Here is a 2072-nt window from a genome sequence, read left to right as displayed (position 1 = left end):
CCACTCATTAAACAGCTTACTGAAGCGGCCCTCAATGTTGAGCTCGACCAACATCTTGAAGATAAGCAGCCTGGTAATCGCAGAAATGGCAAGACCAGTAAGACACTGAAGACCGCTACCGGTAGCTTTGAGCTGCATACTCCGCGTGACCGAGATGGCACCTTCGAGCCTCAGGTTGTAAAAAAGAACCAGACATACCTGACCGATGAGATGGAGCGGAAAATCATTGCGCTATTTTCACTGGGCACAAGTTATCAGGATATTCGTGCCCATATCGCCGATATCTACGGCATTGAAGTCCCCAATGGCACCATCAGCGCCATTACTGATAAACTGCTACCTGAGCTTCAGGCTTGGCGTGAACGTGATTTAGAAGCCCTGTATCCCATCCTCTGGCTTGATGCTATTCACTATAAAATCAAAGAGAATGGCCGCTTTGTCAGCAAAGCTGTGTACACCATTCTGGCGCTCAATGTAGAAGGAAAAAAGGAGCTGTTGGGCTTGTATATCTCAGACACTGAAGGTGCACATCAGTGGCTAAGTATACTAACCGATCTTCATAGTCGCGGTATTAAAGACATCCTGATTGCCTGTGTTGATGGCCTTAAAGGCTTCCCTGAAGCCATTGAAACCATTTACCCACATACAGAGGTGCAGTCATGCATCATTCATCAAATTCGTAACTCAATGAAATACGTAGCGTCTAAAAACCAGAAGGCGTTTATGGCTGATTTAAAGTGTGTCTATAAAGCCACAACCCTCAATGCAGCTGAGATGGCGCTGGACGAGCTGGAAGCCAAATGGGGCGACAAATATCCTGTGGTCATCAAGTCCTGGCGCAACAAGTGGGCGCTGTTATCGACCTATTTTAAGTACCCGGAATACGTGCGTAAGGCTATCTACACCACGAACGCGGTTGAGGCCGTACATCGTCAGTTTCGTAAACTGACGAAAACCAAGGGTGGTTTTGCCAACGAGAACAGTTTACTCAAACTGCTCTACGCCGGTATATTGAAGGCTCAGGAGCGGTGGTCACACCCGATTCAAAACTGGAATTTAACGCTATCTCAGCTGTCCATCCATTTTGAAGGACGACTGGATGCTCACATCGATCTGTGATTTTTAACGTGACACAGAATTTTGAACACCCTCCAAACTGACCATGATCACCTAGGTAAGCTACTTACATATGCGGCTGGGTTTGATGCTTCATTCGTCATTTGGGTTGCTGAAACTATTCGTGAAGAGCACCGTCAAGCCTTGGACTGGCTGAATCACCGAACAGACAGTCAGACTCAATTCTTTGCGGTTGTTGTTGAAGTTATTCAAATCGATGACTCAAAACCTGCTTTTAATCTAAAGCCTGTAGTATTTCCAAACGAATGGCAAAAGAGCAAGTCTGCGAACAAGTCTGTTCAAAAAACGAGTGCCAAATCCGAAAAGTACCGCGAATATTTCCAAGGGTTAATTGATGAGCTTCGATGCGAGCATAAATTTACGTCAGCCAAGGCTGGTCAACCTCAGAACTGGTACGCATTTGCTTCTGGAACCACTGGTATAAATTATGGTGCAAACTTTTGCCAAGGCAATAAAGTTCGTACAGAACTTTATATCGACTTTGGCAATGCTGAGCAAAACGAGTCGTGCTTGAACTATTTGCTCGAAAGTAAAGCTGAAATTGAAGATGAATTTGGAAGTGAACTTTCTTGGGAACCAATAGATGGTAAGAGAGCTACTAGAGTGGCTGTTTATCGTGATGGTTCAATTTCTGACGGAAGTGACCTCTCTGAGATAAAAATGTGGCATATTGACAACCTACTCAAGTTCAAATGTTTGTTTGCTAAAAGGGTTCGTCAGCACTTGAAATAAGAAAGATAGGAAAGCCATATCTTATATCTTTTGAGAAATACGACGAAATACTGAAGAAAAACAGGACAGCCAAATCTTTTTGATGTTTCACACAGCCTCAACTAAATAGGCCCGAATTCAGATAATAAGTGCACCACTCATGGTTAAACGGTGAGGAGAGATCAACTGCCTGTTGGTGATACTCTGTAGTCGCCAAACAAACA

At 44.2% G+C, this 2072-nt stretch carries 2 protein-coding genes; both read left to right on the top strand.

Annotation, left to right across the window (positions count from 1 at the left end):
- On the top strand, positions 1–1119 hold a 1119-nt coding region (locus ACMHXH_RS06240; RefSeq protein WP_413737819.1), incomplete at its 5' end, for an IS256 family transposase.
- A gap of 21 nt (positions 1120–1140) precedes the next feature.
- Complete coding sequence (locus tag ACMHXH_RS06235) at positions 1141–1869, top strand: DUF4268 domain-containing protein (protein WP_413737828.1); 729 nt, start codon at positions 1141–1143, stop codon at positions 1867–1869.
- Positions 1870–2072: the final 203 nt, after the last annotated feature.

This window comes from Shewanella sp. BJSY2023SW001 (genome assembly GCF_047314685.1).
Taxonomy (GTDB): domain Bacteria; phylum Pseudomonadota; class Gammaproteobacteria; order Enterobacterales; family Shewanellaceae; genus Shewanella; species Shewanella indica.
This window is presented reverse-complemented; position numbering and strand designations above follow the sequence as displayed.